Source organism: Klebsiella sp. PK18 (assembly GCF_057784655.1).
The window spans coordinates 614,979-641,285 of record NZ_CM173493.1 but is presented as its reverse complement, the minus strand read 5'-3'; the positions used below and the strand labels follow the sequence as shown (position 1 = coordinate 641,285).

The 26,307-nt window shown below is 55.8% G+C and carries 28 protein-coding genes and 1 other RNA gene; 17 read left to right on the top strand and 12 right to left on the bottom strand.

What is annotated here, in order from left to right:
* The first annotated feature begins 190 nt into the window (after window positions 1-190).
* Both AC3EMD_RS03185 and sstT read left to right on the top strand, forming a co-directional pair.
* Window positions 191-1,162 (top strand): TerC family protein, encoded by a 972-nt coding sequence (locus AC3EMD_RS03185; RefSeq protein WP_004188496.1) that lies wholly within the window; start codon window positions 191-193, stop codon window positions 1,160-1,162.
* 231 nt (window positions 1,163-1,393) lie between these two features.
* The gene (gene sstT / locus AC3EMD_RS03180) at window positions 1,394-2,641 is read left to right on the top strand and encodes a serine/threonine transporter SstT (protein ID WP_012540498.1); all 1,248 of its coding nucleotides are present in this window, start codon (window positions 1,394-1,396) and stop codon (window positions 2,639-2,641) included.
* A 15-nt stretch (window positions 2,642-2,656) separates the two neighbouring features.
* Here sstT and AC3EMD_RS03175 read toward each other — a convergent pair whose 3' ends face one another.
* The 3 genes from AC3EMD_RS03175 to uxaC all read right to left on the bottom strand — a co-directional run bounded on the left by AC3EMD_RS03175 (window position 2,657) and on the right by uxaC (window position 6,259).
* Complete coding sequence (locus AC3EMD_RS03175) at window positions 2,657-3,211, bottom strand: YgjV family protein (RefSeq protein ID WP_012540497.1); 555 nt, start codon at window positions 3,209-3,211, stop codon at window positions 2,657-2,659.
* A gap of 129 nt (window positions 3,212-3,340) precedes the next feature.
* Complete coding sequence (locus AC3EMD_RS03170) at window positions 3,341-4,828, bottom strand: UxaA family hydrolase (RefSeq protein WP_022066320.1); 1,488 nt, start codon at window positions 4,826-4,828, stop codon at window positions 3,341-3,343.
* A gap of 18 nt (window positions 4,829-4,846) precedes the next feature.
* Entirely contained in the window at window positions 4,847-6,259 is a 1,413-nt protein-coding gene (gene uxaC, locus AC3EMD_RS03165) for a glucuronate isomerase (protein WP_008806581.1), read from the bottom strand.
* Between the two features lie 482 nt (window positions 6,260-6,741).
* On the opposite strand from uxaC, the gene AC3EMD_RS03160 reads away from it, so the two are divergent.
* The 11 genes from AC3EMD_RS03160 to AC3EMD_RS03110 all read left to right on the top strand — a co-directional run bounded on the left by AC3EMD_RS03160 (window position 6,742) and on the right by AC3EMD_RS03110 (window position 14,206).
* Entirely contained in the window at window positions 6,742-8,043 is a 1,302-nt protein-coding gene (locus AC3EMD_RS03160) for an MFS transporter (RefSeq protein ID WP_008806582.1), read from the top strand.
* Between the two features lie 127 nt (window positions 8,044-8,170).
* Complete coding sequence (gene exuR / locus AC3EMD_RS03155) at window positions 8,171-8,947, top strand: transcriptional regulator ExuR (protein WP_012967188.1); 777 nt, start codon at window positions 8,171-8,173, stop codon at window positions 8,945-8,947.
* A 341-nt stretch (window positions 8,948-9,288) separates the two neighbouring features.
* Window positions 9,289-9,951: a DedA family general envelope maintenance protein YqjA gene (gene yqjA / locus AC3EMD_RS03150; RefSeq protein ID WP_004206121.1), complete on the top strand. Its 663-nt coding sequence runs from the start codon at window positions 9,289-9,291 to the stop codon at window positions 9,949-9,951.
* 8 nt (window positions 9,952-9,959) lie between these two features.
* A complete protein-coding gene (mzrA, locus tag AC3EMD_RS03145; RefSeq protein WP_162493301.1) occupies window positions 9,960-10,337 on the top strand; it encodes an EnvZ/OmpR regulon moderator MzrA in 378 nt (125 codons plus the stop codon).
* A 149-nt stretch (window positions 10,338-10,486) separates the two neighbouring features.
* Entirely contained in the window at window positions 10,487-10,855 is a 369-nt protein-coding gene (locus AC3EMD_RS03140; protein ID WP_008806585.1) for a DUF1090 domain-containing protein, read from the top strand.
* 45 nt (window positions 10,856-10,900) lie between these two features.
* Window positions 10,901-11,206: an ElaB/YgaM/YqjD family protein gene (locus AC3EMD_RS03135; RefSeq protein WP_302073925.1), complete on the top strand. Its 306-nt coding sequence runs from the start codon at window positions 10,901-10,903 to the stop codon at window positions 11,204-11,206.
* Between the two features lie 2 nt (window positions 11,207-11,208).
* Window positions 11,209-11,607, top strand: coding sequence for a phage holin family protein (locus AC3EMD_RS03130; RefSeq protein WP_008806587.1), 399 nt, complete (start codon window positions 11,209-11,211; stop codon window positions 11,605-11,607).
* Window positions 11,604-11,900, top strand: coding sequence for a YqjK-like family protein (locus tag AC3EMD_RS03125; protein ID WP_008806588.1), 297 nt, complete (start codon window positions 11,604-11,606; stop codon window positions 11,898-11,900). Before AC3EMD_RS03130 ends, AC3EMD_RS03125 begins: the two co-directional genes overlap by 4 nt.
* A 356-nt stretch (window positions 11,901-12,256) precedes the next feature.
* A complete protein-coding gene (locus AC3EMD_RS03120; RefSeq protein WP_002917920.1) occupies window positions 12,257-12,649 on the top strand; it encodes a DoxX family protein in 393 nt (130 codons plus the stop codon).
* A 75-nt stretch (window positions 12,650-12,724) separates the two neighbouring features.
* Window positions 12,725-13,711, top strand: coding sequence for a glutathione S-transferase family protein (locus AC3EMD_RS03115; RefSeq protein ID WP_008806589.1), 987 nt, complete (start codon window positions 12,725-12,727; stop codon window positions 13,709-13,711).
* Window positions 13,712-13,837: 126 nt separating this feature from the next.
* Entirely contained in the window at window positions 13,838-14,206 is a 369-nt protein-coding gene (locus AC3EMD_RS03110) for a DUF805 domain-containing protein (protein WP_155011799.1), read from the top strand.
* 41 nt (window positions 14,207-14,247) lie between these two features.
* On the opposite strand, the gene AC3EMD_RS03105 is transcribed toward AC3EMD_RS03110, so the two are convergent.
* A complete protein-coding gene (locus AC3EMD_RS03105; protein WP_155870160.1) occupies window positions 14,248-15,144 on the bottom strand; it encodes a LysR family transcriptional regulator in 897 nt (298 codons plus the stop codon).
* Window positions 15,145-15,248: 104 nt separating this feature from the next.
* On the opposite strand from AC3EMD_RS03105, the gene AC3EMD_RS03100 reads away from it, so the two are divergent.
* Both AC3EMD_RS03100 and AC3EMD_RS03095 read left to right on the top strand, forming a co-directional pair.
* A complete protein-coding gene (locus tag AC3EMD_RS03100; protein WP_302073924.1) occupies window positions 15,249-15,950 on the top strand; it encodes a pirin family protein in 702 nt (233 codons plus the stop codon).
* A 24-nt stretch (window positions 15,951-15,974) separates the two neighbouring features.
* Window positions 15,975-16,142: a hypothetical protein gene (locus tag AC3EMD_RS03095; protein WP_008806592.1), complete on the top strand. Its 168-nt coding sequence runs from the start codon at window positions 15,975-15,977 to the stop codon at window positions 16,140-16,142.
* Window positions 16,143-16,215: 73 nt separating this feature from the next.
* Here AC3EMD_RS03095 and AC3EMD_RS03090 read toward each other — a convergent pair whose 3' ends face one another.
* On the bottom strand, window positions 16,216-16,626 hold the full coding sequence (locus AC3EMD_RS03090; protein ID WP_008806593.1) for a Spy/CpxP family protein refolding chaperone: 411 nt from the start codon (window positions 16,624-16,626) through the stop codon (window positions 16,216-16,218).
* Between the two features lie 311 nt (window positions 16,627-16,937).
* On the opposite strand from AC3EMD_RS03090, the gene AC3EMD_RS03085 reads away from it, so the two are divergent.
* Complete coding sequence (locus AC3EMD_RS03085; RefSeq protein WP_016161866.1) at window positions 16,938-17,402, top strand: OB-fold putative lipoprotein; 465 nt, start codon at window positions 16,938-16,940, stop codon at window positions 17,400-17,402.
* 346 nt (window positions 17,403-17,748) lie between these two features.
* Here the strand turns inward: AC3EMD_RS03085 and rnpB are convergent.
* From rnpB to AC3EMD_RS03060, 5 genes are all read right to left on the bottom strand, one after another.
* Window positions 17,749-18,131, bottom strand: an RNA gene (gene rnpB / locus AC3EMD_RS03080) — RNase P RNA component class A.
* Between the two features lie 32 nt (window positions 18,132-18,163).
* The gene (garK, locus tag AC3EMD_RS03075) at window positions 18,164-19,309 is read right to left on the bottom strand and encodes a glycerate 2-kinase (protein ID WP_302073923.1); all 1,146 of its coding nucleotides are present in this window, start codon (window positions 19,307-19,309) and stop codon (window positions 18,164-18,166) included.
* A 64-nt stretch (window positions 19,310-19,373) separates the two neighbouring features.
* Window positions 19,374-20,264 (bottom strand): 2-hydroxy-3-oxopropionate reductase, encoded by an 891-nt coding sequence (gene garR / locus AC3EMD_RS03070; RefSeq protein WP_012540492.1) that lies wholly within the window; start codon window positions 20,262-20,264, stop codon window positions 19,374-19,376.
* Window positions 20,265-20,290: 26 nt separating this feature from the next.
* Complete coding sequence (gene garL / locus AC3EMD_RS03065; RefSeq protein WP_008806598.1) at window positions 20,291-21,061, bottom strand: 2-dehydro-3-deoxyglucarate aldolase; 771 nt, start codon at window positions 21,059-21,061, stop codon at window positions 20,291-20,293.
* A gap of 26 nt (window positions 21,062-21,087) precedes the next feature.
* Entirely contained in the window at window positions 21,088-22,419 is a 1,332-nt protein-coding gene (locus AC3EMD_RS03060) for an MFS transporter (protein WP_008806599.1), read from the bottom strand.
* Between the two features lie 392 nt (window positions 22,420-22,811).
* Here AC3EMD_RS03060 and garD point away from each other — a divergent pair, with 392 nt between their 5' ends.
* Window positions 22,812-24,383 carry a galactarate dehydratase gene (gene garD / locus AC3EMD_RS03055; RefSeq protein WP_049157122.1) on the top strand — a complete coding sequence of 524 codons (1,572 nt, stop codon included), beginning with the start codon at window positions 22,812-22,814 and terminating at the stop codon, window positions 24,381-24,383.
* A gap of 54 nt (window positions 24,384-24,437) precedes the next feature.
* On the opposite strand, the gene AC3EMD_RS03050 is transcribed toward garD, so the two are convergent.
* The gene (locus tag AC3EMD_RS03050) at window positions 24,438-25,388 is read right to left on the bottom strand and encodes a sugar kinase (protein ID WP_012967182.1); all 951 of its coding nucleotides are present in this window, start codon (window positions 25,386-25,388) and stop codon (window positions 24,438-24,440) included.
* The gene (locus tag AC3EMD_RS03045; RefSeq protein WP_008806602.1) at window positions 25,388-26,191 is read right to left on the bottom strand and encodes a DeoR/GlpR family DNA-binding transcription regulator; all 804 of its coding nucleotides are present in this window, start codon (window positions 26,189-26,191) and stop codon (window positions 25,388-25,390) included. The genes AC3EMD_RS03050 and AC3EMD_RS03045 overlap by 1 nt, the downstream gene beginning before the upstream one ends.
* Between the last annotated feature and the right edge of the window lie 116 nt (window positions 26,192-26,307).

Sequence of the window (26,307 nt, the reverse complement as noted above, 5' to 3'; positions counted from 1 at the left end):
CCTTGCCGGTTGATCGTCATTACGATGCGTGCAATACCGCATCCGGTCGCCGGGCAATAACCAAAGCCCATCGCGATGTACTTTGGTTGTTGTAAGTGAGACCTTGCCGGAAGGCGAGGTCTATGCATAAAAGCGCAGCGGCTGCCGTCTTCCGACGTCAGCCGTTTTGTTTTTATGTAAGGAATATCAAATGAATACTGTCGGCACGCCGTTGCTATGGGGTGGATTCGCTGTCGTCGTCGCGATCATGTTGGCAATCGATCTGCTGCTTCAGGGACGACGCGGTTCGCATAGCATGACCATGAAGCAGGCCGCGGGCTGGTCCATCCTTTGGGTCACGCTTTCTCTGCTGTTCAACGCCGCCTTCTGGTGGTATCTGGTACAAACCCAGGGCCGGGCCGTCGCTGACCCGCAGGCCTTAGCCTTCCTCACCGGTTATCTGATTGAGAAAGCGCTGGCGGTCGATAACGTCTTCGTCTGGTTGATGCTGTTCAGCTATTTCGCCGTACCGCCTGCTCTGCAGCGCCGGGTACTGGTGTATGGCGTGCTGGGCGCGATTGTTCTGCGTACCATCATGATCTTCGCCGGCAGCTGGCTGATTTCCCAGTTTGACTGGCTGCTGTACGTCTTCGGCGCCTTCCTGCTGTTTACCGGCGTGAAGATGGCGCTGGCGAAAGAAGATGACTCCGGCATCGGCGATAAACCACTGGTGCGCTGGATCCGCAGCCATCTGCGAATGACGGATAAAATCGAGAGCGAGCGCTTCTTCACCCGTAAAAACGGGGTGCTGTTCGCCACGCCGCTGCTGCTGGTGCTGATCCTGGTGGAGCTGAGCGATGTGATTTTCGCCGTCGACAGTATCCCGGCGATCTTCGCGGTCACCACCGATCCGTTTATCGTCCTGACCTCAAACCTGTTCGCGATCCTCGGCCTGCGCGCCATGTACTTCCTGCTGGCGGGGGTCGCCGAGCGCTTCTCGATGCTCAAATACGGTCTGTCGGTGATCCTGGTGTTTATTGGCGTGAAGATGCTGATCGTCGACTTCTACCATATCCCGGTCGCCATCTCGCTGGGCGTAGTAGGAGGTATCCTGACCGTCACGCTGCTGATTAACGCCTGGGTCAACAAGCAACACGACAAGCAGCGCAAACTGCCTGAGTAATCTGCACAACGTGCCGTCGGCCATCGCCGACGGCAATCTCTGCTCATGTCACAGTTATGTTACTACATAGTTAAAAAACAAGATCCAGATTAAAATCACAGCATTTTACGCTTCCCGCCCGCCATTCTTTCCGTATACTCGACTATGCAAACATCTACTTACATCCTGACATAAACGTAACAAATAATACGTGGCTGGGATGGCTTGCTACATCACTGGAAGGAATGAATTATGACCACACGCACTCCCCCATCGGGGTGGATCTCACGCCTGGCGCAAGGCAGCCTGGTGAAACAAATTTTAATCGGTCTGGTGCTTGGCGTGCTGCTGGCGCTGGTCTCTAAGCCAGCGGCTATCGCTGTTGGCCTGCTGGGGACCCTGTTCGTCGGCGCGTTAAAGGCGGTGGCGCCGGTGCTGGTATTGATGCTGGTGATGGCCTCCATCGCTAACCATCAGCACGGACAAAAAACCAGTATTCGCCCCATTCTGTTTCTCTATCTGCTGGGCACCTTCAGCGCGGCGCTGACCGCGGTGTTGTTTAGTTTTGTCTTTCCGTCGACTCTGCATTTAACCACCGCCGCCGACAGCATCACGCCGCCGTCGGGGATTGTCGAAGTGCTGCGCGGCCTGCTGATGAGCATGGTATCTAACCCGATCGACGCCCTGCTGAACGCCAACTATATCGGCATTCTGGTGTGGGCGGTGGGGCTGGGCTTCGCCCTGCGTCACGGTAACGACACCACCAAAAACCTGATCAACGATGTCTCCCATGCGGTGACCTTCATCGTCAAAGTGGTGATCCGTTTTGCACCGCTGGGGATCTTCGGTCTGGTCTCTTCCACCCTGGCGACCACCGGTTTCGAGACCCTGTGGGGCTACGCCCAGCTACTGCTGGTGCTGGTCGGCTGTATGCTGCTGGTAGCGCTGGTGATTAACCCGCTGCTGGTGTTCTGGAAAATCCGCCGTAACCCCTATCCGCTGGTGCTGACCTGCCTGCGCGAAAGCGGCGTCTACGCGTTCTTCACCCGCAGCTCCGCCGCCAATATTCCGGTGAATATGGCGCTGTGTGAAAAGCTGAATCTGGATCGCGATACCTATTCTGTCTCCATTCCACTGGGGGCGACCATCAATATGGCGGGCGCGGCGATCACGATCACCGTGCTGACGCTGGCGGCGGTGCATACGCTGAATATTCCGGTGGATCTGCCGACGGCGCTGCTGCTGAGTGTGGTCGCTTCACTGTGCGCCTGCGGCGCCTCCGGCGTGGCGGGCGGTTCGCTGCTGCTGATCCCGCTGGCCTGTAATATGTTTGGGATCCCGAACGATGTGGCGATGCAGGTGGTTGCCGTCGGCTTTATTATCGGCGTGCTGCAGGATTCCTGCGAAACGGCGCTCAACTCCTCAACCGACGCCCTGTTTACCGCCGCGGCCTGCATAGCAGAAGATGACCAGCTGGCGAAAAACGCCCTGCGCAGCTGATGCCTTTCCCCTCCGCTATCGGGCGGAGGGGCTCTTTTCCTGGACTGCGTTTTCAACCTTAAACGGATCGATACCGCGCTTTTGCATCCGGCGGAAGCGAATGATATTCAGCCCGTTGACGATCAGAAAACTGCCTTCAATCAGCGTCCCACCAATCGAACCCAGCCACAGATTATGCGTGACCCAGCAGGCGGTCGAGCACCACATCACGCAGCGGACGGTCAGCCCTTTGCAACGAAACAGCGCCCAGGTGCTGGCGACGGTGCCAATGATCGGCAGCAGCTCCATGGCATGCTGCAGTTTGCCCAGGCCGAGGATCAGCGTGAGGAGGATAAAGACGGTCATCACCCACAGGCTACGGGTGCGTAAGGAAATGACCGTACGTAGCGCATTGAGCCCGGCGCTCATTCCGGCCGACCCGGCGCCCATCAGGAAAAAATGAACGCCGATAATAGCGCTATAGACCGCCAGCTGTAGCCTGAAACGGCGTTCATCGCGGTTGATAAAGGTGGTAATGCCGATAAGAAAGGCGATGACGCCGACCCCCTGGGCCAGCCAATACGCGGTCATGAAAGCTCCCTGACTGAAAAAAACAAACGGCGCTTCACTGGCTGAAACGCCGCTGTTACGAGCCCGATGGCGTTACGCTATCAGGCCGATACACGTTCTACGCCCCTGGGCGCCAATGTGAATACACCTTTACAGGGTAACACCGCTTTTAAAGATGGCCAGTTCGCGGAAGTCATTCTGTTCATTACAGGTCGGTTTACCGTTAGCGAAAGCCACAATGGCATCCACAAACTCCTCCAGCAGCTGCGGCATCGCTTTGCCATGGAGCAGCTGCCCGGCATCGAAGTCGATCCAGTGCTTTTTCTTCGCCGCCAGTTCGCTGTTGGTGGCGATCTTCACCGTCGGCACAAAGCCGCCGTACGGCGTGCCGCGTCCGGTGCTAAACAACACCATATGACAGCCGGCGCCGGCCAGCGCGCTGGTGGCGACCGCGTCGTTGCCCGGCGCGCTCAGCAAATTCAGACCATGAACCTTCAGGCGCTCGCCGTAGCGCAGGACATCCACCACCTGGCTGGAACCCGCTTTCTGAGTACAGCCCAGCGACTTATCTTCCAGGGTGGTGATCCCCCCGGCTTTGTTACCCGGGGAAGGGTTTTCGTAAATAGGCTGGTCGTGTGCGATAAAGTACTGCTTAAAGTCATTGACCATGGTCACCAGCTTGTCGAAGGTCGCTTCGTCACGGCAGTGACTCATCAGCAGCTGTTCAGCACCGAACATCTCCGGCACTTCGGTCAGCACGGTGGTGCCGCCGTTGGCGATCACATAGTCTGAGAAGCGGCCCAGCATCGGGTTAGCGGTAATGCCCGACAGGCCGTCCGATCCCCCGCACTCGAGACCAAACTTCAGCTCGCTCAATTTACCCGGCTGGCGTTTATCCTGACGCATCACTTCATACAGCTGATGCAGATGCGCAACCCCCGCTTCCACTTCATCGTCCTGGTGCTGGCAAACCATAAAGTGCACACGCTGCGGGTCAAACTCGCCCAGCGTTTCGCGAAAGGCATCCACCTGGTTGTTTTCACAGCCAAGGCCAACCACCAGTACCGCCCCGGCGTTCGGGTGACGAACCATATTTTGCAGCATGGTGCGAGTGTTGATGTGGTCGTCCCCAAGCTGCGAGCAGCCATAGGTGTGGCTGAAGAGATGCACCCCATCGATATCCTCAGCGCCATACGTCTCTTTCAGGAAACGGTTCTGCATTTGTCTGGCCATCGCGTTGACGCAGCCGACGGTCGGCAGGATCCACAGCTCATTGCGCACGCCGACGTCACCGTTGGCGCGACGATAAATCTGCACTTCGCGATCCGCAGGCTGTGGCGGTTGGGCAACCCGGTCCGGTTGATAGCGATACGCGTCAAGGTCGCTGAGATTGGTGCGCGTATTGTGCGCATGAACATGCTCGCCCGGCGCGATATCCGCCAGCGCATGGCCAATCGGCAACCCGTACTTAACGACGTTTTCCCCTTTCGCGATAGCGCGCAGTGCAAACTTGTGGCCGCGAACGATATCCTGGCCGAGGGTGACCGAATCCTTATCAATCGTCACCACACTACCGGCAGCGATATCCGCCAGCGCGACCGCGACGTTATCCTGCGAATGGATTTTAATGTATTGCATATCAACCGACCTCTGGCCTTAGTTCAGTTCAATGGCGAAATAGTCACGCGCATTGTTAAAGCAAATGTTTTTCACCATCTCGCCCAGCAGCGCGATATCCGCAGGCGCTTCGCCGGCAGCCACCCAGCGGCCGATCATCTGGCACAGAATGCGGCGGAAGTATTCGTGGCGCGTGTAGGAGAGGAAGCTGCGGCTGTCGGTCAGCATCCCGACGAAGCGGCTCAGCAGGCCGAGCTGCGCCAGCTGGGTCATCTGCCGCTCCATGCCGTCTTTCTGATCGTTGAACCACCAGCCGGAGCCGAACTGCATCTTGCCTGGCATGCCTTCACCCTGGAAGTTACCGATCATGGTGCCCAGCACTTCGTTATCACGCGGGTTCAGGCAGTAGAGAATGGTTTTCGGCAGCAGGTTTTCTTCGTTCTGCTTGCTCAGCAGCTTAGACAGCTCTTCCGCCATCGGGCGATCGTTGATCGAATCGAAGCCCACATCCGGGCCTAACAGTTTGAACTGACGCAGGTTGTTATTGCGCAGCGCACCGATATGGTACTGCTGTACCCAACCGCGACGGGCATATTCTGCGCCGAGGAACACCAGCACCGCGGTTTTGAACTGCGCCACTTCGTGTGCGCTGAGGGTCTCGCCAGCCAGACGGCGCGCCAGAATGGCGTCCAGCTCGGCGTCGGTCGCTTCCGCAAACAGCACCACGTCCAGCGCGTGGTCGGAGACCTTGCAGCCGTGTGCGGCAAAGTGGTCCAGACGTTTGGTCAGAGCGCTTTGCAGGTCCGCAAAACGGCGAATATCGGTATCGGACACCTCACCCAGCTTCGCCATGTAGTCATTAAAGGTCGCCTGTTCAATGTTGAATGCTTTATCCGGGCGCCAGCTCGGCAGCACTTTGATATCAAAGGAGGTATCTTTGGCGACAACCGCATGGTGCTCGAGAGAATCAATCGGATCGTCGGTGGTACCGACCATCTTCACATTCATCTGCTTCATGATCCCGCGGGCGGAGAAGGCGTCCTGAGCCAGTAAATCATTGCACTGGTCCCAGATCTCATCGGCGGTGGATGGAGACAACAGCTTACCTGTAATACCAAAAGGGCGACGCAGCTCTAAATGGGTCCAGTGGTATAACGGGTTGCCAATAGTGTGCGGCACCGTTGCCGCCCAGGCGTCAAATTTCTCGCGATCGGACGCATCACCGGTACACAGACGCTCCGGTACGCCGTTAGTGCGCATTGCGCGCCATTTGTAGTGATCGCCTTTCAGCCAGATGTCATACAGATTTTTGAAGCGATAGTTTTCGGCAACCTGCTGCGGCGGAAGGTGGCAATGGTAGTCGAAAATCGGCTGATCTTTGGCGTAATCGTGGTACAGACGGCGAGCAAATTCGGTATCGAGTAGAAAATCTTCAGTCATAAACGGTGTCATTCGCGTGTCCTCTTCGCTCCGTAGCGGGAGCCTTTCAGATGATTGACTACAATGCTGACAAAGTTATCACACCAATTTCTACAGACCGAGCTGTTTTTCGTGAGTTAGATCAATAAACGTCGATAAAAAAACGACCGTCTCATTGGAAAATACCCCGGTAGGGCGCGCCATCTCTGGCTTTGCCGGTAAGGGCTAAAGACCACACTAACTTTCCCACTTTTGTGACAGCACTCAACTTTTAAAGTTGTATGACAAGTTATCTTTCTGCCGTCGCAACATATAAACCGACGGAATGCATTACCGGTGTTTATGGCATCGGCTTATACGGAATGGACACCGACTTTCAACATAACAACTGATGGTAAGGTTCGGGCCAGAGGGGGATCCCCCCTCCTGAACCCTCCGTTTCGCTTTCCCGACCGCGTATTGCCGTCAGGAAAGGCCGCACCTGATGCGGAAAGATAACAGACGATGAGGTTTACATGCGTAAAATTAAAGGGTTACGTTGGTACATGATTGCGCTGGTGACGCTAGGCACCGTGCTGGGCTACCTGACCCGTAACACCGTGGCGGCGGCCGCGCCGACGCTGATGGAAGAGTTACACATCTCGACTCAACAGTACTCCTATATCATTGCAGCCTATTCCGCTGCCTACACCGTCATGCAGCCTGTCGCGGGTTACGTACTTGATATTCTCGGGACCAAAATCGGCTATGCCTTCTTTGCTATCGCCTGGGCGATATTCTGCGGCTCAACCGCGCTGGCAGGCAGCTGGGGCGGCCTGGCGCTGGCTCGCGGCGCAGTCGGCGCAGCGGAAGCCGCGATGATCCCTGCCGGGCTGAAAGCCAGTTCTGAATGGTTCCCGGCAAAAGAGCGCTCTATCGCGGTGGGCTACTTCAACGTCGGTTCCTCTATTGGCGCCATGATCGCGCCGCCGTTGGTGGTGTGGGCGATTGTCATGCACAGCTGGCAGATGGCGTTCATCATCTCCGGGGTATTGAGCTTCGCCTGGGCCATCGCCTGGCTTATCTTCTACAAACACCCGCGCGACCAGAAAAAATTATCTGACGAAGAACGCGACTACATCATTGGCGGTCAGGAGTCTCAGCATCAGACCAATAACGCGAAGAAAATGTCGCCGTGGCAGATCCTGCGCAACCGTCAGTTCTGGGGTATCGCCCTGCCGCGCTTCCTCGCCGAGCCGGCCTGGGGGACCTTTAACGCCTGGATCCCGCTGTTCATGTTTAAGGTTTACGGCTTTAACCTGAAAGAGATCGCGATGTTCGCCTGGATGCCGATGCTGTTCGCCGACCTCGGCTGCATCGTGGGCGGTTACCTGCCGCCGCTGTTCCAGCGCTGGTTTGGCGTCAACCTGATCGTGTCGCGTAAAATGGTGGTCACCATGGGCGCCCTGCTGATGATTGGCCCGGGGATGATCGGCCTGTTCACCAGCCCGTACGTGGCGATTGCCCTGCTGTGCATCGGCGGGTTCGCTCACCAGGCGCTGTCCGGGGCGCTGATCACCCTCTCTTCCGACGTCTTTGGCCGTAACGAAGTCGCTACCGCCAACGGTCTGACCGGGATGGCCGCCTGGCTGGCGAGCACCATGTTCGCCCTGGTTGTCGGCGCGCTGGCAGACACCATCGGCTTCAGCCCGCTGTTTGCGGTACTGGCCGTCTTTGACCTGCTGGGCGCGCTGGTTATCTGGACGGTACTGAAAAACAAACCGGCTGACGATGACTCGACGCCGCTTAGCAGCCGCAAACCCGCCACGCAGAGTTAGATCTTGTGGTGATGTCACCGCGTATTGAGCCGCCTTCTCAGGCGGCTTTTTCATGCCTGCCAGTGGTGGAAAGCGTGTAAAAGTGGTATAACAAATCGAATATTGTCGCCATCTTGCGGGAGCGAATATGGAAATCATTGAACCACGCCGTCTGTATCAGCAGCTTGCCGCTGAGCTGAAGACGCGCATCGAACAAGGTGTCTACCTTGTAGGGGATAAGCTGCCCGCCGAGCGCTTTATCGCCGATGAAAAAAACGTCAGCCGCACCGTGGTTCGTGAAGCCATTATCATGCTGGAAGTGGAAGGGTATGTCGAAGTCCGCAAAGGGTCGGGTATTCATGTCATCTCCAACCATCCCAAGTACCAGCAGGTGGCCGATGAAAGCCTTGAATTCGCCAACTATGGCCCTTTTGAACTCCTGCAGGCGCGGCAGCTAATTGAAAGCAATATTGCTGAATTCGCGGCGACTCAGGTGACCAAACAGGACATCATGAAGCTGATGGAGATTCAGGAGAAAGCGCGCAACGAGAAGTGTTTCCGCGACTCCGAGTGGGATCTCCAGTTCCACGTCCAGGTGGCGCTGGCCACGCAGAACAGTGCGCTGGCGGCGATCGTGGAAAAAATGTGGACCCAGCGCGTGCATAACCCGTACTGGAAAAAGCTGCATGAGCATATCGACCTGCGCACGGTCGATAACTGGTGCGACGATCACGATCAGATCCTGAAAGCCCTGCTGCGTAAAGATCCCAACGCCGCCAAGCTGGCGATGTGGCAGCATCTGGAAAATACCAAGCAAATGCTGTTTAACGAAACCAGCGATGACTTTGAATTTAATGCCGATCGCTACTTATTTGCCGATAATCCGGTAGTTCATCTCGATACGGCGGCCAACAGCGCGAAATAAGCGCTTATCCTGACGGCGCGCGGCCCCTGCGCGCCTGCCCCCCAGGCCGGCTGGAGTAAGTAAAACATATATAGTGTCAGCCTGTGTAAATCCTCTCGCCTCCCACCGCCGCAATCAGCAAAATCAACGAGCAACACCTTGCAATTTCTCTGACGTAAAGTCAGCTGATTTGTTACAATTAGATGCATTTTGCCGTTCTGGGGGTAAGTGTTTACTTACTTCAGTCTTATACAGGGAAGCGTTCAGAGCGCCTAAGCAGCGACCAAAATCTCATAAAAATCTTGTCGCCCAACATGCCACGCGCTCAGACGTGCCGTTAACCGATGTACCAGGAATCGTGAATGGAACTTTTAACCCAGTTATTGAATGCCTTGTGGGCTCAGGATTACGAAACGCTCGCGAATCCCTCCATGATTGGCATGCTGTATTTTGTCTTGTTTATGATTTTGTTCCTTGAGAACGGGTTACTGCCTGCCGCGTTTTTACCGGGGGATAGTCTGCTTGTGCTCGTGGGCGTGCTGATCGCCAAAGGGGCGATGGGCTTTCCGGAAACCTTGCTGCTGCTTACCGCCGCCGCCAGCCTCGGCTGCTGGCTGAGCTACATTCAGGGGCGCTGGCTGGGCAATACGCGGATCGTGCAAAACTGGCTGTCGCATCTGCCCTCTCACTATCATCAACGCGCGCATCACCTGTTTCATAAGCATGGGCTCTCCGCGCTGCTGATCGGCCGCTTTATCGCCTTCGTGCGTACGCTGTTGCCGACGATTGCCGGCCTTTCAGGCCTCAATAACGCTCGCTTTCAGTTCTTTAACTGGATGAGCGGCCTGCTGTGGGTGCTCATCCTGACCTCGCTGGGCTATCTGCTGGGCAAAACCCCGGTATTCCTCAAGTATGAAGATCAGCTGATGTCCTGCCTGATGCTCCTTCCGGTCGCGCTGCTGGTCTTCGGACTGATCGGCTCGCTGGTGGTGCTGTGGAAGAAAAAATACAGAAGCCGGGGCTAATGATGGTCATTAAACGCCCCTCCCTGCGCCAGCTGAGCTGGCTGCTGGGTGGCTCTCTTGTGCTCTGCGCGCTGTTCTGGCTCTGGCTGGCAGTGCAGCAGCAGGAGGCCACGCTGGCGATCCGTCCGGTTGGCCAGGGCGTCAGCATGCCGGACGGCTTCTCCGTCTGGCATCATCTCGACGCCAACGGTATCCGCTTTAAGAGCATTACGCCGCAAAAAGATGGCCTGCTGATTAAGTTCGACTCCACCGCCCAGGGCGCGGCGGCGAAAGAGGTTCTCGGTCGCGCTCTGCCACATGGTTATATTATTGCCCTGCTGGAGGACGATAACTCGGCCACCGCCTGGTTATCCCGTCTGCGCGACGCGCCTCACCGGCTCGGGTAAACTACCGCCTTACTGCGTTTTTTACGCAGTCTGGTGGTTTCCTGCATTTGTTACTATGCTTAAACCTGCGGGAATCAACGCATTCCCGTTCACCATCGGGAACGGGTATATCCTCCGGGTATACCCTCAGACAATGGAAGGTACTATCCATGAAACACCGCATCGCTCTGCTTCTGGCCCTGACTTCACTTAGCGCCAGCGCCATAGCAGCCTCTCCCTGCCAGGAAAAAGAGCAGGATATTCAACGAGAGATCAGCTATGCCGAAAAGCATCATAATCAAAGTCGCATTGATGGGCTAAATACCGCGCTACGTCAGGTACGGGAAAACTGCAGCGACAGTAAACTCAAAGCCGATCATCAGCAAAAAATTGCCAAACAGCGGGAAGAGATCGCTGAACGTCAGCGTGATCTGCAGGAAGCCCGGAAGAAAGGCGATGCGGACAAAATCAACAAACGCCAGCATAAACTCAATGAAGCGCAACAGGAGTTAAAAACGCTGGAGTCTCGGGACTACTAATAACAGTTAACTTTCGCAACACGGACCACGCTACAGGAGAACGACATGGCTAAAGAGAATGTGACTGACGACCTTCGTGCAGAACTGAAAACGCTGGCGGATACCCTGGAGGAAGTTCTGAATTCCTCAGCGGACAAGTCGAAAGAAGAGATTGGTAAACTGCCTAGTAAAGCAGAGAGCGCGCTAAAAGAGAGTCGTGCCCGCCTGGGTGAAACCAGCGATGCGATTTTGCGTCAAACGCGCGAGACCGCCGCGCGGGCGGATGATTATGTTCGCGAAAATCCGTGGACAGGAGTCGGGATTGGTGCCGCCGTCGGGCTGGTGCTGGGTGTCCTGCTGTCGCGTCGCTGATTATGGCGAATACTCAACACACGCAGGGGCCAGGCCAGCGCGTGTTCTCCATTGGCCAGCGTATCGTCACGCTGCTGGCCGAAATGGTGGAAACACGGCTGCGCCTGGTCGTCGTGGAGCTGGAGGAGGAGAAAGCCAACCTCTTCCAGTTGCTGATCATGACCGGACTGACGCTGCTGTTTGCCGCGTTTGGCCTCATGAGTCTGCTGGTGCTGGTTATCTGGGCCGTTGACGCCCAGTACCGCCTGCACGTCATGATCGCCACCACCGTCGTTCTGCTCCTCGCCGCCGCGATCGTGGGTATCCTTACCCTACGTAAGGCGCGCCGCTCCACGCTGCTGCGCCTGACGCGTAAAGAGCTGGAGAACGACCGTGCCCTTCTGGAGGACGATAAACCGTGAATGGCCGACAGGAGCGTGAACGGCAAAAGGCGCTGCTGCTGCGCCAGATCCAGCAGCAACGACTGGAGCTTAGCGCCTGTCGTCGCCACTGGCTGGAGGCGACAGCGCCCCTCGATCGCGGCTGGCATACGCTGCTGAGTTTACGTTCGTGGCTGATGGTTGGCAGCGGTTTGATGGCCGTCTGGTCCATACGACACCCGCACTTTTTGATGCGCTGGACCAAACGCGGTCTCGGACTGTGGAGCACCTGGCGGATGGTCCGCGGGATCCTGCGCCAGTCGTCAACACACTAGCAGCCCGGAGCGCGGGCGCTTATCCCGGCGCCCCGCTCTGCCATTTCCCCGTCCGATACAATACGCCGTTCGCGGCAGCCGGGGCCTTCGCCGCAACCCGCGGTTAGCCCCCCTCAGATCTCAATTCATTCCGCTCAGCCACCCGATATCGGGACGGGTAGTTCCCCTCGTCGCCAGAAAATTTCTCCTCACCGCACTTATTGCTCAGAAACTTTGAAGAAGATCTACAGTTTTCCTTGCTAACAATTCCCTCTCCGCCTCGTTACTATCCTCTCCATCGACAGCAACACCGTGTAACCACGCGGGATTGCGCTAAAAAACAAAACTGCCGCCCTTTGGGTTTTCTGGAGTAAGAAATGAAAAAATTAGAAGATGTTGGTGTACTGGTAGCGCGTATTCTGATGCCGATTCTGTTTATCACTGCAGGATGGGGCAAAATCACTGGTTACGCCGGAACCCAGCAGTATATGGAAGCCATGGGCGTGCCGGGAGCACTGCTGCCGCTGACCATTCTCCTTGAATTCGGCGGCGGTCTGGCGATTCTGTTCGGTTTCCTGACCCGTACCACCGCGTTGTTCACCGCAGGCTTTACGCTGCTGACCGCGTTCCTGTTCCACAGCAACTTTGCGGAAGGCGTGAACTCGCTGATGTTCATGAAAAACCTGACCATTGCTGGCGGTTATCTGCTGCTGGCCATTACCGGACCGGGCGCATTCAGCATCGACCGCGTACTGAATAAAAAGTGGTAAGCGCACTATACTGAGTAAAAATCTAAAAAAAGCGAGGGGATATCTCCTCGCTTTTGCTATCTGCAGGAGGAAGTAATGGGACAATTAGTCGACGGCGTCTGGCAAGATACCTGGTATGACACCAAATCCACCGGAGGACGATTTAAGCGTTCCGTTTCGGCCTTCCGTAACTGGCTCACGGCCGATGGCGCGCCGGGGCCTGCGGGCGAAGGTGGCTTTGCCGCAGAAAAAGACCGTTATCATCTGTATGTTTCTCTGGCCTGCCCGTGGGCGCACCGCACGTTAATTCTGCGCAAGCTGAAAGGACTGGAACCCTTTATATCCGTCTCCGTGGTCAATCCGCTGATGCTGGAAAACGGCTGGACCTTCGCCGATGATTTCCCTGGTGCTACCGGCGACCAGCTCTATCATCATCAGTTCCTCTATCAGCTCTATCTGCAGGCTGACCCGCACTATACCGGTCGCGTCACGGTCCCGGTATTGTGGGACAAAAAGCAGCAGACCATCGTCAGCAATGAGTCGGCAGAAATCATCCGCATGTTTAATACCGCCTTCGATGGTCTGGGCGCCAGAGCCGGGGATTACTATCCGCCGGCGCTGCGGGAAAAAATCGATGAACTGAACGGCTGGATCTACGACAACGTCAACAACGGCGTGTATAAGGCCGGCTTTGCCACCAGCCAGCAGGCTTACGACGAAGCGGTCGAGGCGGTCTTTACTTCACTGGAGCGGCTGGAGCAGATCCTCGGTCAGCATCGTTACCTGACGGGAAATCAGCTGACGGAAGCCGATATTCGCCTGTGGACCACGCTGGTACGGTTCGACCCGGTATATGTGACGCATTTTAAATGCGACAAACGGCGCATTAGCGATTATCTCAACCTGTACGGTTTTCTGCGCGACATCTACCAGATGCCCGGCATCGCGGAGACGGTGAGTATTCCGCATATCCGCCACCACTATTACCGCAGCCATAAAACCATTAATCCAACCGGCATTATCTCCATTGGACCGCAACAGGATCTCAACGAACCCCACGGCCGCGATCAGCGCTTCCGTTGATCTTTCGGGCGCCAGTGATGGCGCCCAATAATTCAGAAAACAGATATTTACCCACCATTCATTCACGTCTATTCTTATTGCGATCGCTTAAAAAACAAGTGATTGACGGTTAATTGAGGCGTAGAAATGGACTGGTATCTCAAGGCATTAAAAAACTATATAGGATTTGGCGGCCGTGCGCGGCGCAAAGAGTACTGGATGTTTATTCTGGTCAACCTCATCCTGACCGGCGTATTGAGCATCATCGATACAATGCTGGGCTGGCAGCGGGCGGGCGGCGAAGGCATTCTGACGACCATCTATGGCGTACTGGTCTTTTTACCGTGGTGGGCGGTGCAGTTTCGGCGTCTGCATGACACCGACCGCTCAGCCTGGTGGCTGCTGCTGCTGTTGATCCCGGTCATCGGCTGGCTGGTGATCCTGATCTTTAACTGCCAGCGCGGCACCGAAGGCAACAATCGCTTCGGACCCGATCCGAAACCCTTCTCCTATTAATCTTCCCGCTCCTCCCGCTAGCGGGAGGAGCGTCTTCTCGACTAGCGTCCCGCAAACAGCTTAGGGATTTCGCGCAGACACCAGGACTTCGCCTCGCCCATGCTATCCCGCCGCCAGGCCATGATTATGTCAATTTCATTGGTGTATTCCGGGCTGACGACCCGCAGACGCCCTTCGGCAATATCCTTCTCCACCAGCGGATAGGGCATGGTCGCCACGCCTAGCCCGGCCAGCAGTGCCTGGCGCTTATCTTCAATGGTACTCACCGTTAAGCGCGGCTGTTTATCCAGCAGCTGAACGGTAAGGACGGGCCGCTCGCGTGCGGTATCCGCTACTGCGACGCCGCGGTATTTCACGCGGGTCACTTCCGAGAGCGGTTCCGGCTCCAGGTGGATCGGGTGATCCGGCGCCGCGACGTACACACTGAGCACCGAATAGAGTTTGCGCGAGTTAATCTCCGAGGAGGAACGAAAATGCATATCCGGCGCGACAACAATATCCGCCCGCCCCTGCTCCAGCCGCTCCCAGGCGCCGGCCAGCACCTCGGTGATAATCGACAACTGCGTATTAGATTTGGTCGCCAGTTTTTCAATTAGCGGAAACAGATCCGGGGTGGGCACCAGCGCTTCGGTGACGATCGTCAGGTGGGTTTCCCAACCGCGCGACAGCGCTTCCGCATCGGTGGTGAGTTTATCCGCCGCTTCGAGCAGCACGCGCCCGCGTTCCAGGAGCATTCGTCCAACGTTGGTGAACTTCGTGCGATGACCTGAGCGGTCAAACAGCACCACGTCCAGCTCCTCTTCCAGTTTTTGCATGGTATAGCTCAGGGCGGAAGGCACGCGTCCCAGCTCATCAGCCGCGGCAGCAAAGCTCCCACGGCGGTCGATCGCATCCATCACACGCAACGCTTCCAGCGTTAATGCTCTCTCTTTGGCCATCGCTTTCTCATTCAGGAAATTTGAACATACCGGGCAGAATATCTGGCTAACAATACAGCGTCCATACCTTTACCATTGATTTAGTGTAAAGAGAGGTCAAGAACATGATTACTACCCGAACAGCCAAACAATGCGGACAAGCAGACTTCGGCTGGCTGCAGGCCCGCTACACCTTCTCCTTTGGCCACTACTTCGACCCGAAATTACTGGGCTTCGCGTCCTTGCGCGTCCTCAACCAGGAAGTGCTGGCGCCCGGCGCTTCCTTCCAGGCCAGGACGTACCCAAAAGTCGATATCCTGAACCTGATTCTGGAAGGCGAAGCAGAATATCGCGACAGCGAGGGCAACCACGTGCAGGCCAAAGCCGGTGAAGCGCTGCTTATCGCCACCCAGCCTGGCGTGAGCTATAGCGAGCATAATCTGAGCAAAGAGCAGTCGTTAACGCGAATGCAGCTGTGGCTCGACGCTTGCCCGCAGCGGGAAAACCCGCTACAGCAGAAAACCGAAGTGGTGAGCGCACCGCTGCAGCTGCTGGCCTCGCCGGAGGGAGAGAACGGCAGTCTCCAGCTTCGCCAGCAGGCCTGGGTCTACCATATCGCACTGGAGAAAGGAGAGCAGATTAGCGTGCAGCTGCATGGCCCACGCGCTTACCTGCAGTCAATCCACGGCACCGTCCATGCCGTCGCGCAGGAACAACAAAAACAGGCTCTCACCTGTGGTGACGGCGCATTTATTCGTGACGAAGCTAACATTACCCTCGTCGCCGATACGCCGCTGCGCGCTTTGCTGATAGATTTACCGGTGTAACAACGGAAGGGATGGAGTCTGTCAGTGAGTAAAAAGAAAAACAGAAAAAAGGCGTCCCCGACGCCATCAGCCCCGACGCAGCCGGAAACCGCCGGCGTCGTCAGCTTTGGTTATGATGAGATGCTGAGCGAACTGGAAGCCATTGTTGTCGAAGCGGAGATTCGTCTGCGGGATGAAGAAAGTCTCGCCTGAAAAGGCAATATCAATGATTCGATTTTCGTTTATAGCCTGAAGATAATATCGGCCCCGAAAGGGGCCGATGGCATTATTCGCTCAGCGCGTCGGCAAGATCTTTTTTCACCTGGGTACGCTGCTCCGGCGTCAGGACCTGATTCACATCGAAATAATACTTCACGCGGTAATAACGCACCTGCTGATCGATCTTACTGAAGGCAGCCAGCTGATCCTTGACCGCCTTTTCATCCCATTTTCCGGAATCAATCACGTTAATCAGGGCGCCATCTTTAATGTCTTGCTGCGAAATCTGTTGAACATTATTTTCCAGTTGCTGATGCAGGCTTTTAATTTTCGCAACCTGATCGCTGGTGAGTTTTAAGTGCTGGACAATAGGGTCCTGCGCCGGCGCTGGCGCCGCCTGCACGTCCGCGGCTTGCGCAGACAGAGAGAAACCGGTAGTCAGAAGGGCTGCGAACGCAATACGGGTCATTAATTTCATTGTTTTATCCTGAAGTGAAAGTGTCTGAAATAGCGGTTTATTATTTTACAGTTGGTAGTGAATAAATGTAAAAAATAATACCTAAAGATTATTCACAGCGTGCACCTGTTCACAAACCATTCAATACATAAGGAATTCAAATGTTCTCACCAAATGAATTCATATGAAAAATACCACGTTTATATAAAATGACTTTAGCGCTTATCACGGAAATTAATTGACAGTAGCCACGGTTACTTTATTTAATTAGCGAGAAAGATGTCATACATAAAAACAGGGATATCATTTTTAAAATATATAAGGAGATAGTTATGTTATTACGCACTCGCGTATTACCGCTGTTTTTTGTCATCTCGCTGTTAAGCGGCTGCGGCCTGGCGTCTAAAGCCTTTTATTCCGCGGGAGACAAATTATTTCAACCGGGAGATGACGCCGTCGCTTCGATGCAGACGTATTCAGTCGCCCAGTTCCTGCAGCCGTTTACCCTCAACCCGGCGAAGGCCAGCAGCGATTATCTGGGCAAATGGGTCAAGGTGCGCGGCGTGATTGTCGACATTCGCCGAATGAGCGGTATCGCCGGCAGCTACTATTTTACCGTGACCATGCGAGATGAGCAGAATAAAACGGATAAACGTCTGACCTTCAATTTTGGCTCACATAACAGCGCAGACGTTGAGGCGTTAAGCAATGGCAGCGTCGCCACGATCGTCGGCCAGGTTCATCAGGTGCAAGATTCCACGATCCCGACGCTACAGAATCCTAAGGTGGTTAAATAACGGTAACTGACCGATAAGCCGCGTTCTTTTGGTATAGCGTCGTGGACAGTTATTCATCCTGTCCCCGCTATTCGAATAGCAAAAACCCCGCCGGAGCGGGGTTTTGACATAAAAAGGTGAAACTGACCGATAAGCCGCGTTCTTTTGGTATAGCGTCGTGGACAGTCATTCATCCTGTCCCCGCTATTCGAATAGCAAAAACCCCGCCGGAGCGGGGTTTTTGCATAAAGAGGTGAAACTGACCGATAAGCCGCGTTCTTCTGGTATAGCGTCGTGGACAGTCATTCATCCTGCTTCCGGTATTCGAATAGCAAAAACCCCGCCGGAGCGGGGTTTTTGCATAAAGAGGTGAAACTGACCGATAAGCCGGGTTCTGTCGTGGACAGTCATTCATCTAGGCCAGCAATCGCTCACTGGCTCAAGCAGCCTACCCGGGTTCAGTACGGGCCGTACCTTATGAACCCCTATTTGGCCTTGCTCCGGGTGGAGTTTACCGTGCCGCGGACTGTTACCAGCCGCGCGGTGCGCTCTTACCGCACCCTTTCACCCTTACCTGATCCCGCTTGCGCGGGCCATCGGCGGTTTGCTCTCTGTTGCACTGGTCGTGGGCTGTGACACCCCCCAGGCGTTACCTGGCACCTTGCCCTATGGAGCCCGGACTTTCCTCCCCTCCGCCCGTCTCCCCCCGAAGGAGGACGACGACGAAGCGGCGACTGTCTGGTCAGCTTCGGCGCGCAGTATAGAGGGTTTACCGCCCGTTGTCATCCTTCTGTCGTCATCCCAACCTGCAGGGTGGCGGCGATATTGCGCGACGCGCGGTAAATGTTATCAAATGCCCCGCGAAATGCCTCTTCCAGCGTCGAAACTGTGGTTAACACGCTGAAAACCGCATCGATACCGTGCTGGTGAACCACGCCAACGTCGTGGGTCAGGCTGCCAGCAATACCGATCACCGGCTTACGGTATTTTTTCGCCACCCGGGCTATCCCCACCGGCACCTTACCGTGAATAGACTGGCTATCGATCCGCCCTTCTCCGGTGACCACCAGCGAGCAGTCATGGATCTGCTCTTCCAGCTTCAGCGCCTCGGTAACGATCTCAATCCCGCTACGCAGTTCCGCATTAAGAAAGGCCATCAGCGCCGCGCCCATGCCGCCGGCCGCCCCCGCCCCGGGGATCGGCTTAACGTCCACCTGCAGCGACGCCTTAATGACGTCGGCGAAGTGCGCCAGATTACGATCCAGCTCAACGATCATCGCCTCGGTCGCCCCTTTCTGCGGGCCAAAGATCCGCGACGCGCCGCGCTCGCCCACCAGCGGGTTAGTGACGTCACAGGCCACGTGGATCATCCTGTCACGTAAGCGTGGATCGATGGCGGAAAGATCGATCCGGCTCAGACGGCTCAGGCTACCGCCGCCATGGCCGATCTCCTGCCCCTCGGCGTCGCAAAGACAGGCGCCTAGCGCCTGCATCATGCCCGCTCCACCGTCGTTGGTCGCACTGCCGCCGATACCGATAATGATCCGTTTCGCGCCATGTTCCAGCGCCTGTAATATCAGCTCGCCGGTACCGCGTGAAGTGGTGATGAGAGGGTTGCGTTTTTCGGGCGGAACGAGTCCCAGGCCACTGGCCGCCGCCATCTCAATAAACGCAGTGACGCCATCGCCGGACATGCCCCAGCAGGCCTCCACTTTCTCGCCCAGCGGGCCAGTCACCCATGCGGAATGTTCCGTTCCCTGCGTCGCGGCAATCATCGCCTCCACCGTTCCCTCGCCGCCGTCGGCGACGGGCATGGAAACATACTGCGCGTCGGGGAAAATTTCCCGAAATCCTTTTTCTATCGCCTGAGCTACCTCGGTGGCAGAAAGGCTTTCTTTGTAAGAGTCTGGGGCAATGACGATTTTCATAATTTTGTAGCCTGACAGTGCCGCGCAAGGCAAGAATAACAGGGCGCGCAAGGCGCCCTTCTTGTTAGCGAGTGACTTCCACTTTCGCCAGTTTTTCGTAGTAGCACGCCAGCGCGCTATGGTCCGCGGTGCCCAGACCGTCCGCACGCAGCGCCTGCATCATCTCCATTACCGCCGCCGTCAGCGGTAGCTGAGCGCCCACGCCATGGGACGTATCCAGGGCGTTCGCCAGATCTTTAATATGCAGGTCGATACGGAAGCCCGGCTTGAAGTTACGATCCATCACCATCGGCGCTTTGGCATCCAGCACGGTACTGCCCGCCAGGCCGCCACGGATCGCCTGATAGACCAGATCCGGATTGACGCCAGCTTTGGTCGCCAGAGTCAGCGCTTCAGACATCGCTGCGATGTTCAGGGCGACAATCACCTGGTTAGCCAGTTTGGTGACGTTGCCCGCGCCGATGTCGCCGGTATGCACCACGGAGCCCGCCATCGCTTTCATCAGATCGTAGTATTTATCAAAGATCGCCTTATCGCCGCCGACCATCACCGACAGGGTGCCGTCGATGGCTTTTGGTTCGCCGCCGCTCACCGGCGCGTCCAGCATATCAATACCCTTGGCTTTCAGCGCTTCGCTGATTTCCCGACTCGCCAGCGGCGCGATAGAGCTCATATCAATCACCACGGTGCCCGGCTTTGCGCCTTCGATAATGCCGTTTTCACCCAGCGCCACCTCTTTCACATGCGGAGAGTTTGGCAGCATGGTAATGATCACGTCACATTGCTCAGCAATCGCCTTCGGCGTCGTCGCGGTCTCTGCACCCGCGGCAATCACGTCGGCAATCGCTTCCGGGTTACGGTCGGACACCACCAGCGAATAACCTGCTTTCAGCAAATTTTTGCTCATCGGTTTACCCATAATGCCAAGACCGATAAAACCTACTTTGATTGTCATAATGTTCTCTCTCTTCATCCTGGTGATTATTTTTTAAACGCATCAGCAAGTTTCTGCGTTGCTGAGCGGAAGACGCCCAGATCGCTGCCGACGGCGACGAAAGTCGCCCCCCATTCCAGATAGCGGCGCGCATCAGCTTCCACTGGCGCCAGAATGCCGCTTGGCTTACCGTGTTTCTTCGCGCTGGCAAAGATATGTTGGATAGCGTGCTGTACCTCAGGATGGGCGGCATTGCCGAGATGGCCTAAAGCGGCAGCCAGGTCGCTCGGGCCAACGAACACCCCGTCCACACCCTCGGTCGCGGCAATCGCCTCGACGTTATCTACCCCGGTCTGGCTCTCAATCTGCACCAGAATGGAAATGTTCTTGTTGGACTGGGCGAAGTAGTCCGGCACGGTGCCAAACATATTGCCGCGGTGGGAAACGGAGACCCCGCGGATCCCTTCCGGCGGATAGCGGGTCGACGCCACCGCCTGCGCCGCCTGCTCAGCCGTCTCGACGAACGGCACCAGGAAGTTATAGAAGCCGATGTCCAGCATGCGCTTGATGATGATCGGCTCATTGGTCGGCACACGGACTACCTGCGCGCTGGAGCTGCCCTTCAGCGCCATCAGCTGTGGGATAAGCGTGGTCACGTCGTTCGGCGCGTGTTCCGCATCCAGCACCAGCCAGTCGAAACCGGCCAGACCCAGCACCTCAGTACTGATCGGGTTAGCCAGCGCGCACCAGCAGCCAATCTGCACCTGATGAGCCGCCAGCGCGGCCTTAAATTTGTTCGGGAAAATTGCGTTATCCATAATTTTTACCTTGCGTTAATCGTTGCTTACTTCTGCAATTCCATACGTTTGATATCGCCAACCACAAACAGGTAGCAGACCATCATCATCAGCGCGGAGCCGCCAACAAAAATCAGTGCGCCATTGAATGAGTGCAGTTCGCTTACGATGTAGCCAATAACCAGCGGCGTGGCGATCGAGGCCACATTGCCAAAGACGTTGAATACCCCGCCGCACAGGCCAACAATCTCTTTCGGCGCAACATCCGAGATAACCGGCCAGCCCAGCGCGCCAAAGCCTTTACCAAAGAACGCCAGCGCCATCAGCGTAATAACCAGCGGCGTGCTGGCCGTGTAGTTACACAGAATAATGGACGATGCCAGCAGCATTCCGAGTACTATCGGTAACTTACGCGCAAAAGTCAGCGTACAGCCGCGGCCAATCAGATAATCCGAAAACAGCCCGCCCAGTACGCCGCCGGCAAAACCAAACAGCGCCGGAATTGAAGCCACGAAGCCGACTTTCAGAATTGACATTCCCTTGTCCTGCACGAGGTAGATCGGAAACCACGTCAGGAAGAACCAGGTAATGGTGTTGAGGAAATACTGACCGAAAAATACGCCTAACATCATTCGGTTGGTCAGCAACTGACGGATATAATCCATCTTCGGCCCGGCCGCCTGGGTCGTCTCTTTTTTGTGGTCCATATCGACCACCGCGCCGCCTTCAGAGATATACTTCAGCTCCGCCGCGGACATTCGCGGATGATCGGTGGGGTTATGCACAAACTTCACCCAGATGACGGTGAGCACAAACCCTATTATCCCCATCACGGTAAAGACATGCTCCCAACCCAGCGCGAAGGTCAGCCAGCCGAGTAGCGGCGAGAATAACGCCAGCGAAAAATATTGCGCCGCATTAAAAATAGCCGAAGCGGTGCCCCGCTCTTTGGCCGGAAACCAGGCCGCCACAATGCGGGCGTTGGCGGGAAACGAGGGCGCTTCGGAAAAGCCCAGCATAAAACGCATAAAGAACATGGAGACCCCAGCCCAGGCGAGCGGGAACACATCAATAAAGCCCTGCAGGAAGGTAAACAGCGACCAGAAAAACAGGCTGTATGAGTAAACCTTCTTCGATCCAAATTTATCCAGCAGCCAACCACCAGGGATCTGCATCAGCAGATAAGCCCAGCCGAAGGCGGAAAAAATGTATCCCATCGACACCGCGCTGAGCCCCAGCTCTTTCGCGACTTCAGTACCGGCGATAGACAACGTCGCGCGGTCGCCATAGTTCACCGCCGTCACGACAAATATCATCAATAGAATTAAATAGCGGGTCGGTATTCCTTTTTTCTCATCTAATGTAGAATCCAGAATCATTTAGACATTCCTCAGGCACAGAACACCTTTTATAATTGCTTTAAGCGGTTTCTTATTTATTTAAAAGACGATATTGAAGCTATCTATTCGCATATCGAATACCTCAAAAACATGACTCAGTATAATCAGCACGCCTCCGCCAGACACTATGCATAACCACAATATAAAGTCATTATTTAACGCTAAAATTAGGCTTATGCCATAAGCCATGGGCGCTAATCCACAGTTCTTACGATTGCCTGCCCTGCTGGGGTTACCACCTCAGCAAGGAGTGATGTAGATCACATTTTAAAATCAATACAGCTGACATCCTTTATTCCATCATACTGATACGTAGTAAATGAATTAGCGTTTTATTTTATTATTAGCACCTGTTTGGAGATGACTGGACAATGGCTGACATTGCAATTCGACAACAATCGCCAACCGCGTTTTATATTAAAGTTGACCCGACAGATAACGTGGCGATTATTGTCAACGATCGGGGATTGACCGCCGGAACACGTTTCCCGGACGGCCTGACGCTCGTCGAACACATCCCACAGGGTCATAAAGTAGCCCTGGTGGATATCCCTGCCCGCGGTGAAATCATCCGCTACGGAGAAGTGATTGGCTTCGCCGTGCGCGACATCCCACAGGGAAGCTGGATTGACGAATCGCTGGTGGAACTGCCCACCGCCCCGCCGTTGAACACCCTGCCGCTGGCGACCAAAGTGCCTGAACCCCTACCGCCTCTGGAAGGCTATACCTTTGAAGGGTACCGCAATGCCGATGGCAGCGTGGGCACCAAGAACCTGCTGGGCATCACCACCAGCGTGCACTGTGTTGCGGGCGTGGTTGATTATGTGGTGAAAATCATTGAACGCGACCTGCTGCCGAAATACCCCAACGTCGACGGCGTGGTAGGCCTGAACCACCTCTACGGTTGCGGCGTGGCGATTAATGCACCGGCGGCGGTAGTGCCAATTCGCACTATCCACAATATCGCCCTCAACCCGAATTTCGGCGGCGAGGTGATGGTCATTGGCCTCGGCTGTGAAAAGCTGCAGCCGGAACGCCTGCTGCAGGGCACGGAAGACGTCAAAAGTATCCCGGTGGACAGCGCCAGCATCGTCAGCCTGCAGGATGAAAAGCATGTTGGTTTTAAATCGATGGTCGATGACATTCTGCAGGTCGCCGAGCGCCACCTGGCGAAACTGAACCAGCGCCAGCGGGAAACCTGTCCGGCTTCAGAGCTGGTGGTCGGCATGCAGTGCGGCGGCAGCGACGCCTTCTCCGGTGTGACCGCCAACCCGGCGGTGGGTTATGCATCCGACCTGCTGGTGCGCTGCGGCGCGACGGTGATGTTCTCGGAAGTGACCGAAGTCCGCGACGCCATCCATCTGTTAACCCCGCGGGCGATTAACGAAGAGGTCGGCAAACGCCTGCTGGAAGAGATGGCCTGGTACGATAACTATCTCGACATGGGCAAAACCGACCGCAGCGCCAACCCCTCCCCCGGCAACAAAAAAGGCGGCCTGGCTAACGTGGTGGAAAAAGCGCTGGGTTCTATTGCTAAATCAGGTAAAAGCGCCATCGTCGAGGTGCTCTCTCCAGGCCAGCGCCCGACCAAACGCGGCCTGATTTATGCCGCTACCCCCGCCAGCGATTTTGTCTGCGGCACCCAGCAGGTCGCCTCTGGCATTACCGTGCAGGTGTTCACCACCGGTCGCGGCACGCCGTATGGCCTGATGGCGGTACCCGTAATAAAAATGGCGACCCGTACCGAGCTGGCCAACCGCTGGTATGATTTAATGGACATTAACGCCGGGACCATCGCCACTGGCGAAGAGACGATTGAGGATGTCGGGCGGAAGCTGTTCGAATTTATTCTCGACGTCGCCAGCGGACGCAAGAAAACCTTCTCCGATCAATGGGGCCTGCACAACCAGCTGGCGGTGTTTAACCCGGCGCCGGTGACCTGATCGAGAGCGTGAGAATTTAACCACTTTTAGCCCGGATTTATCCGGGCTTGTTGGTTACGGATGCTGTGCGGCAAGGAAAGCGCGGATCTGCGCCTGCGTCGAGGTGCCTTCCATGGGGCCGCGTTGGCTAATCGCCAACGAGCCGCTGGCGTTTGCCCATCTCAGCGCCTCCTGCGGCGTGGCGCCATTGAGGAACAGGCTGACAAAGGTGGCGCCAAAGCAATCCCCGGCACCAGTCGGATCCACCACCGGCACGTTGAAGCCGGCGACATGGTGTGTCTCGTTGGCGCTAAAGTAGCTGGCGCCACGCGGCCCACGTTTAATCACCACATGCTTCACGCCGCGTTTCAATAGCTTATCAACCAGGATCTGCTCATTGCGCTCCGGATTGAGGCCAAAATAATCCAGCTCACCGTCGCTCGGCAGGAAAATATCGGTGTAATCGAGAATGTATTCAAACGCCTGCGACATCTCGGGAATGTTCAGCATCTCTTTGCGAATGTTTGGGTCGAACGACACCGTACCGTTGCGGCCTTTAATGTTTTCAATCGCTTTACGCATCGCATCGATAATACGGAACGAGAACAGCGACGATCCCATAATATGAAAATGCTGACACTGATTTAGCAGCGCCTCATCAATGTGGTCGGCAGTCAGCAAACCGCAGGCGCTGTTAGGCATATTAAAAATAAAATCGCGCTGCGCCTGGCTACGATAGCTGACGAAGGCGCTACCGGTGGTCGCTTTCTGCAGCATGGCGATACCGTTGACGTTAACGCCATCTTTCTCCAGACGCGCAATATTCATCTCGCCAAATGCGTCGTTGCCCACGCAGCTAAACAACACAGAGCCAAAACCCAGCTTTGCCACCTGATCGGCAAATATTGCCGGCGCCCCGCTGGGATAGGGCCCCCAAAATTCACCGGGGCGGGAAAAACCCTGATTCTCTTCCTTGGCGAGAAACTCCACCAGCAGTTCGCCGATGGTGCAAATGGTTACGTTCATCACCGCTCCTGGTTTGTCTTATGCAAAGCCGTGTTGAGCCATGTCAGGCATTCATTGTTGGTATAGCTGTTGGTCAAACCCGCAGCGAGGAAGCAGGCATGGTACTCTGCCGCGACGACCTGCGGGGTCACCACGCTGCTGATCTGTTGCAATTCACCGACAGCATAACGTTTCTCACCGTAGACCGGTCTGGACGCAACAATCGCGATAACTCTTTCGCTCTGCGCCACAGCCTCATTCAGTAGATGTGCTGTGGCCTCGTTACGCACGCTCAGCGTACCGTCTTCGGCAATATGATCCACCGCAATCAGCGCATGTGATGGCCGGTAATGACCTAACGCTTTCAGCGCCAGATCGCCCTCCACAATCCGCCCCTGCCCGGACAGCACCCCACCAAGCAGAACGGTTTCCCCATTTAAAAACTCCTGCGCCAGCGCGACATGGCCCAGATCGTTTAACAGCAGGCAAAGTTCTTCTCTGTTGGCCAGAAAGGGGATCACTTTACGCAAAATGGAACCTTGGCCTAAAAATAGCGTTTCGCCATCTTCTATCTGCGCCGCCACCTGGCGAGCCATTTCCGTCTCCAGCGCTTTATCCCTGACGGCTGGTGCTTCCCGCATCACCGCAACCGGCGCGCCAGCCTGGGCGGTATAAATCGCCCCGCCGAAGGAGCGTTTTAAGTAGCCCTGCTGCTCGAGGTAGTTGAGATCGTTACGGATTGTCACTCCGGAAACAGCCAGCATTTCGGCCAGATCGTCGACTTTGATCTCGCCGTTCTTACGAACGATCTCTGCGATGTCCAAGCGCCTTTTCAGCAGGCTGGTTGACGGTTTTGCCACGGTTTATGCCTTATTATTTTCTCCTGGAATAACTTTCATTTTTAAATTTCCCTATCGTAATGTCAAACCGCGGCTGAACT